The 292-nt window shown below is 75.0% G+C and carries 1 pseudogene; it reads right to left on the reverse strand.

What is annotated here, in order from left to right:
• Positions 1 to 292, reverse strand: a pseudogene (locus ACZ3HG_RS23325) (hypothetical protein); the annotation flags it as partial.

Below are 292 nucleotides of genomic sequence, written 5' to 3' on the forward strand. Positions count from 1 at the left end.
GCCCCAGGGCAGCTCGGTGCCCGTCGTGGCCAGCGAACCCGGCCGACCGGCCGTGGCGCCCGGCGTTGACGTCGACGTCGGGGTCGGCGTGGGCGTCGTCGACGCCGAAGGGTCGGGCGTCGGGGTCGGGATGGGGCCGGTGCCCTCGTCGACCGGCTGCGTGCCCTTCAGGTACGCGCGGCCGAGCGGCGACGGTGCGACCGTGCCCTTCGCGGCGAAGAAGTCGACCGTGGCCTGCAGGTCGATCTGGCCCGAGTCGGCCTTGCCCGTGCCCTGCGCGAAGGTGAAGAAG

Source organism: Erwinia sp. PME.40.26/001, from assembly GCF_055556675.1.